The organism is Candidatus Villigracilis sp., from assembly GCF_057083605.1.
Genome location: NZ_JBXMTI010000072.1, coordinates 1 through 6,632, shown reverse-complemented (window position 1 = coordinate 6,632; position 6,632 = coordinate 1). Strand labels below are relative to the sequence as shown.

Annotated in this window: 6 protein-coding genes; 3 read left to right on the top strand and 3 right to left on the bottom strand. The window is 47.3% G+C overall.

Annotation, left to right across the window (positions count from 1 at the left end):
* A partial coding sequence (locus AC14M5_RS11240; protein WP_484029761.1) for a hypothetical protein occupies positions 1-688 on the top strand: 688 nt, incomplete at its 5' end.
* Between the two features lie 20 nt (positions 689-708).
* Here the strand turns inward: AC14M5_RS11240 and AC14M5_RS11235 are convergent.
* From AC14M5_RS11235 to AC14M5_RS11225, 3 genes are read right to left on the bottom strand one after another with little or no spacing between them, the layout of a single operon-like run.
* A complete protein-coding gene (locus AC14M5_RS11235) occupies positions 709-1,956 on the bottom strand; it encodes a dihydrolipoamide acetyltransferase family protein (RefSeq protein WP_484029760.1) in 1,248 nt (415 codons plus the stop codon).
* Between the two features lie 39 nt (positions 1,957-1,995).
* A complete protein-coding gene (locus AC14M5_RS11230) occupies positions 1,996-2,373 on the bottom strand; it encodes a four helix bundle protein (RefSeq protein WP_484029759.1) in 378 nt (125 codons plus the stop codon).
* A 33-nt stretch (positions 2,374-2,406) separates the two neighbouring features.
* On the bottom strand, positions 2,407-4,821 hold the full coding sequence (locus AC14M5_RS11225) for an alpha-ketoacid dehydrogenase subunit alpha/beta (protein WP_484029758.1): 2,415 nt from the start codon (positions 4,819-4,821) through the stop codon (positions 2,407-2,409).
* A 53-nt stretch (positions 4,822-4,874) separates the two neighbouring features.
* Here AC14M5_RS11225 and AC14M5_RS11220 point away from each other — a divergent pair, with 53 nt between their 5' ends.
* Both AC14M5_RS11220 and AC14M5_RS11215 read left to right on the top strand, forming a co-directional pair.
* The gene (locus tag AC14M5_RS11220) at positions 4,875-6,011 is read left to right on the top strand and encodes an aminotransferase-like domain-containing protein (protein ID WP_484029757.1); all 1,137 of its coding nucleotides are present in this window, start codon (positions 4,875-4,877) and stop codon (positions 6,009-6,011) included.
* 237 nt (positions 6,012-6,248) lie between these two features.
* The coding region (locus tag AC14M5_RS11215) for a toll/interleukin-1 receptor domain-containing protein (protein ID WP_484029756.1) at positions 6,249-6,632 on the top strand (384 nt) is incomplete at its 3' end.

The following is a 6,632-nucleotide window of genomic DNA, read 5'->3' as shown; positions in this document are numbered from 1 at the left end:
GTCTATAGCTGTTTCTTTAGGAAACTTTAATTTATATGCTGCCGATGGCAGGCAAACTCTTTTGCCAGACTTTGGAACATATAGTTTCAATCTTTCTGTTCTTGTAGATAAGAATTTAACGATTAATCTTAATGAGATGGTAGAAGTAGCTAAAGCGAAAACAACATTAAGCCGCATTGAGATTAACCCGACGATCATTGTTGCAGATATTTGTATTGAATATGAAGATAATCATGGTTGGTATCCTGAAACAACCTTGATGGTCAATAATGAGAAAATACTCCCTATCCCTGAGTTGACCCGCTGGACAAACTACAACCCTGAAATGGATTGGTACGATAGTTTTACTACCTTTCGATGTTATAAATTCACATTTTCAGCAAACCTGATTACAAAATCGCTTTTAGATGCCAGGAATATAGTTGTTTCACTAGATAATCTAGAAATAAATTTTACCGATGCAATTACAGAAAATGAATGCGTGAAACTGCGTAATGATATAGGGTTTGCTAATCCTGATTTGGATTTTATCTGCCATATTGATTATCGAGGTGGCGGTTATGGTTTTTCGTTTGAAGTTACAAAAATCCCTTTTGGGATGACAATGGAGCGTGCACGTGAAATTATCGAAGATGGATTCAAGAAAAATATCTCTGGTCCATGGGTGTTTTCAATAGCGCTGCCATAAAATAGATTGTTCTTTCGTAATTAGCTCCAATTTTCCAGCGTCTCTTTGACCTTTGCCAAAAACCAATCTGCGGATGCGCCGTCGAGGATGCGATGATCGAATACAAAGGACAGGTACACCATGGGGCGGATTGCAATGGCGTCATCTATAACAACTACGCGTTTTTGCATTGCGCCAACACCGAGGATGCCGCATTGCGGCTGGTTGATAATGGGGAAGGCAAATAACGATCCGCTGATGCCGTGGTTGGTGATGGTGAACGTCCCACCTTTGACTTCATCGGGTTGTAGTTTCTTATTCCGCGCGCGATTGGCAAGATCATTCACAGAGCGTGCCATAGCCAGCAGCGAATGATTATCTGCGCCTTTGATGACGGGCACAATCAAGCCTTCTTCGCCAAGTGAGGTTGCCATTCCAATATTGATGTTTTTATGGATGAGCACACCTTCGTCGCTCCACGAAGAATTGACAATTGGGTAGGCCTTCAACCCTGCCACAATAGCGGTCATGAAATATGCTGTGAATGTGAGGTTGACTCCATCTTTTTCAAATACAGCCTTATTTGCCGCACGATGTTTCGCCACGCGCGACATATCCGCTTCCATGATGGTCAGCACATGCGGGGAAGTGTGTTTCGATTCGACCATGTGTTGCGCAATTGCCTTGCGTATTACGGTGTGCTTGATAAGTTGGTCGCCTGCCGTTGGCGCGGCGATGGATGATGCCTGCGGGCGATGGACAATGGTTTGCGCACTTTCGACAATGCTCTGTTTACCACCTTGCACAAAAGCCAGAACATCATTTTTTGTGATGCGCCCATTCAGTCCAGTACCTTGTACCTGGGTTAAGTTCACACCATGCTCGGCTGCGACCTTTGCAACCACGGGCGAGATGAAACCAGGTCCCTGGTTGGGAATTGGCAATTGTTCAATAACAGTAGCAGGTTGGGATCGAGTAACTGCAGCCTGCGAAGGCTTTGGTGCAGACTTACTGCTGTCAACCGCCAACTGCCCGCTATCAACTGACTCTCCGGGCGCGCCAATGATCGCGAGCAATTCTCCCACTTTGGCAGCCGTGCCCTCTTCCGTGATGATTTTCAAAACCGTTCCAGTCGCGGGAGCTGGGATTTCTGTGTCTACTTTATCTGTGTTGACTTCCAACAACGGCTCCAACTCCTTGATAGAATCGCCAACTTGTTTGAGCCATTTTGTGACAGTAACTTCATCAACGCCCTCGCCGAGCCTTGGAACTAAAACTTTTGTTGCCATAAGATCTCCAGTTGGTAGTTTGTGGTTGATTGTTGACAGTTAGCGGGCGGGCAGACTGTTGATAAGCGCGTAAAGTTTCATGCGCAACCCTTGAATTTGTCCGTCCATTGGGTCAACATCTTCTTTACTCAGATATCCAAACTCCTGAGCTAAAACCAGTTGTGTATCTACTTCTGCCAAAGAACCGAGTGCAATGTGTAAAAATCTTCTGAAGTCACCAGGCAATTTCCTTGCCTGACCTTCCGCAATATTTGATGGTACTGAAACTGCCGCTCGACGTATTTGGTCTGCAAGAGCATAGGTTTCCTGTTTTGGAAATTTCACAGTCAATTGATATACTGTTTTTGCTATCTTGATCGCTTCCTGCCATACAATTAACTCTCGATAATTTCGTGCAGAAACCTTTTCTTTTTCCATATGTCCTCGCTGTCAACTACCAACCATCAACCGTCAACTAAAAAGCGGATACGCTTTAGGGTCTACCTCACTCATCATTTCATACACCGCATCAAATACGGTCTCCGCGTTCGGCTTACTCCAGTAATCTCCATCACTTCCATATGCAGGGCGATGTGCTTTGGCGGATAATGTCTTCGCGGGGGAATCTAAATGGAAGTAGCCGCCTTGTTTTTCGATGACTTCCTGCATCATGTAGGCTGTGGCTCCACCAGGGACATCTTCATCCACAAACAACACGTGGTTGGTTTTCTTCAATGATTCGACGATCATGCTATGAATGTCAAAGGGTAAAAGCGATTGCACGTCGATGACTTCGATCTCGATGCCAGCTTTGGATAATTTCTCGGCGGCTTCCATCACAATACGACAGCACGCGCCATAGGTGACAACGGTTACATCTTTTCCCTCGCGAATGATTTCAGGTATGCCCAGCGGTACGGTCATTTCGCCGATGTTATCGGGCACGCGTTCTTTGACGCGATAGCCATTCAACACTTCCACAACAACCGCAGGCTCATCTGATTTCAGCAAAGTATTATAGAAACCTGCCGCGCGAGTCATATCACGTGGGACAAGCAGATACACGCCGCGCAATAAATGGATCAGGCCTGCCATCGGCGAGCCCGCGTGCCACACACCTTCGAGTCTGTGCCCACGTGTGCGGACGATGACGGGCGCTTTTTGTCCACCAGCAGTGCGCCAATGCAGTGTAGCGAGGTCATCGCTCATGATTTGCAGCGCGTATAAAACATAATCCAAATATTGAATCTCGGCGATGGGCCGCAGCCCGCGCATGGCCATGCCAATTGCCTGACCTAAAATTGTCGCTTCTCGAATGCCCGTGTCAGTCACTCGGTATTCGCCATATTTTTCCTGCATGCCTTTGAAGCCCTGGTTCACGTCACCAAGTTTGCCAACGTCTTCACCAAATGCAATGAGTCTCGGTTCCCTTGCCAGTGCGGCATCGAAGCCAGCGTTGACCACTTCAAAACCAAACAAGGTTGGCGAGGAGTCTGAATATGCTGGTTTCACTTCTTCCACTTTGAGCGCCGTGCCTGAATACAAGTGCGAGCCATATCGCTCGACATTCAGTTTGTCATTTTCAAATTTCCATTGGACGAGGACTTCCTTTGTGGGATTCGCTTCGTCGCGCAGGATTCGTAGCGCTTCATGTGCGGCGCTATGAATGTCACGTCTCGTGTACGACGGGAGATTTGCCAGCCGATCTTTGAGAGCTCTCAACTCTGACGCATGGTTCGAGGTGCTGGCGATCTCATCGAACATATCCATGACATGGTTACGCTCATCCATGATGGGGGAGAGATACGCGTCCCACGCGGCTTTGCGGAATCCCTCCACAGCTTCGTAGTCTTCTTTTTCCAGTGAATCAAGCTCGGGCGCAGAACTGACGCGGTTGTCTATCATCCAGGCGCGCATTTTTTTGATGCCGTCAAATTCCTCTTCCCACTTGAGTCGCTCCGCAGATTTGTATCGCTCGTGACTGCCCGATGTGCTGTGACCCTGTGGCTGGGTCACGTCAATGACATGCACCAGGGCGGGGATGTGATACTCGCGCGCGATCTCGGCGGCGCTGAGATAAGTTTCGACGAGCGCAGGGTAGTCCCAGGCATGGACGGTGTAATGATCGTATCCGTTCTGAACTTTTTCAGGGGGCGCGTTGGGATTGCGTTCGAAGCCCTTTAGCAGCGTTCCGATATTTTCCTTGACCATTTGAAATTGATTGGGAACGGAAATGCCATAGCCATCATCATAGATGGTGATGATGGCAGGCGCTTTCAACACACCGATTGCATTGACCGATTCCCAAAACATCCCTTCGGCTGTGGAGGCATTGCCGATGGTTGCGAATGTAACTTCATTGCCATTGTTTGAGAACTCTTTGAATTCATGCAATTCTTTTAACTTGCGATACAAGACCGAGGCATACGCAAGCCCTGCCGTGCGCGGCATTTGTGTGCCCGTAGGTGAGACATCCGCCGAGGTATTGTACATGTCTGTTTGCGAACGCCAATCGCCATTGGGAAATAAATTGCGTGAAGCGAAATGTGCGTTCATCTGCCGACCTGCGCTGGCGGGATCATAGTTCACATCGGCATGGGCATACAGCTGTGCAAAAAATTCCTGGATGCTCATCATGCCAAGCATGAACATCCAGGTTTGATCGCGATAATATCCGGAGCGCCAATCCCCTTTGCGAAAGGCATGGGCAATGGCGAGTTGGGCGATTTCCTTGCCGTCGCCGAAGATGCCAAACTTTGCCTTGCCGCTGAGGACTTCTCTCCTGCCTATAAGCGATGCCTGCCTGCTTTGATATGCAAAGCGATAATCTTTTATGATCTCGTCTTTTTCAAGGGGTAATGCAACAGAACCCTTTTTCCTGGGCATGAACTCTCTCCTGAGCTTTTTGTTGGGGCGATTATAACGGATATACTATGCACATGCCCACACCTCTTCAAACCACTCAGATCAAAGTCCCCAAGGATTTTATTGACCTCGGTAGAGGCGATCCGCAGCTCGCACTGCTGCCTCGTGAATTGATCCGCGATGCCGCGGCACACCGCTTGAATCAAAACGAGAATGAAATTTTGCAGTATGGCACCGAGCAGGGTGATGGATATTTCCGCACGGCACTTGCAGACTTCCTTTCTACGCGGTATGGCTTTTCCGTTTTACATGATGATCTCTTCACAACCTCGGGCATTTCATCAGCGTTGGATCTGCTCTGCACGCTCTTCACCAAAACAGGTGACACGGTCTTCGTGGAGGAGCCTTCGTATTTTCTGGCCCTGCAAATTTTCGCGGATCATGGCTTGCGCGTCGTCTCCATTCGGACCGATGAATCTGGTCTGGGTGTGGATGACTTGATCCGCGCCTTGAAAGAATCCCGCCCTAAATTCCTTTACATCATTCCCACCTTCCAAAACCCAAGCGGACATACCCTCCCGCAACAACGTCGCGAGCAGCTTGTCGCTTTAGCGCGCGAACATGACTTCCTGATCCTCGCAGATGAGGTCTATCATTTCCTCGGCTACACCCAAACGCCGCCCAAATCCTTCGGCGCGTACATTGACTCGGAGCATGTAGTTTCGCTGGGATCCTTCTCAAAGATCCTTGCTCCAGGCTTGCGGCTTGGATGGCTGCAAACCCATTCATCCATAATGCAAAAGATCATTACCTGTGGGTTGTTGGCAAGTGGCGGCGGAATGAATCCATTCATCTCTACCATTGTGAGAAGTCTGATCGAGAACGGCGGGTTGGAAAGAAATATCGAGAAACTGGTACAAACATACACCAAGCGAGTAGAAGCAACGGATAAATTATTACGAACCCACCTGCCCTCCGCCAAATTTTCCACCCCTCATGGCGGATATTTTTTCTGGTTGCGCCTCCCAGGTATCGACGCACAAGAGTTACGAAAAAAAGCCCAAGATCATCAGGTAGGTTTGCGCCAGGGCGCGCTGTTTTCCAGCCAGAATGGGTTGCACGACTATATGCGGTTGTGCATCTCGTTTTATGATATAGATGAAATTGAACAAGGGATACTAAGATTGAAGAAGTGTTTTGAAACTCGGTAAATTCATTGCTCTCCGTTGCGAGAGTCAATCATTTATGACTTTACCCTTTTCGAGGTGAGTGCAATAGAGCCATTCTTTTTAGGGGTGAATTCTCTCATCAGGTTTGATGATAGGGAATCATAACGGATTCTCGAGTTATAGTCTGCTCAGAGATTTCACTGGTGTTGCTTGCCCTGCATTAAAATTTGCTGTATATTTGTTAAAATGAAGTTCATTTGGCAGAAATGGGAGTAAATAATGAAAGTCTTCATCAGTTATAGCCATTTCGATAAGAAATATGCAGAGTTAATTGCTAAAGAATTAAAGAAAGCAAAGCATAAGGTCTGGATTGATACTTGGAAACTGCGTCCTGGCGATAATCTAATTGAGAAAGTAAACGAAGGGCTTAAAGAAACTGATGCGTTAATAATAATTGTGAGCGAAAATTCTCTTCGTTCTGAATGGGTCAATCAAGAAATTTCCGCTATCGCTTTTGGGGATATTTCAAATAAGCAGCGAAGAATCATTCCTGTCCTAGTTGACAAAGCCCAAATTCCTTCCTTCTTAGCAAAATATATATGGATTGATTTTACATCTGATGTGCAATTGGGGTTGAAACAACTACAGATCGGAAGAGCACAC

What these genes read in the sequence shown, in the direction of transcription:
- AC14M5_RS11235 (WP_484029760.1), bottom strand. Translation starts at nt 1,956, where the DNA reads ATGGCAACAAAAGTTTTAGTTCCAAGGCTCGGCGAGGGCGTTGATGAA.
- AC14M5_RS11230 (WP_484029759.1), bottom strand. Translation starts at nt 2,373, where the DNA reads ATGGAAAAAGAAAAGGTTTCTGCACGAAATTATCGAGAGTTAATTGTA.
- AC14M5_RS11225 (WP_484029758.1), bottom strand. Translation starts at nt 4,821, where the DNA reads ATGCCCAGGAAAAAGGGTTCTGTTGCATTACCCCTTGAAAAAGACGAG.
- AC14M5_RS11220 (WP_484029757.1), top strand. Translation starts at nt 4,875, where the DNA reads ATGCCCACACCTCTTCAAACCACTCAGATCAAAGTCCCCAAGGATTTT.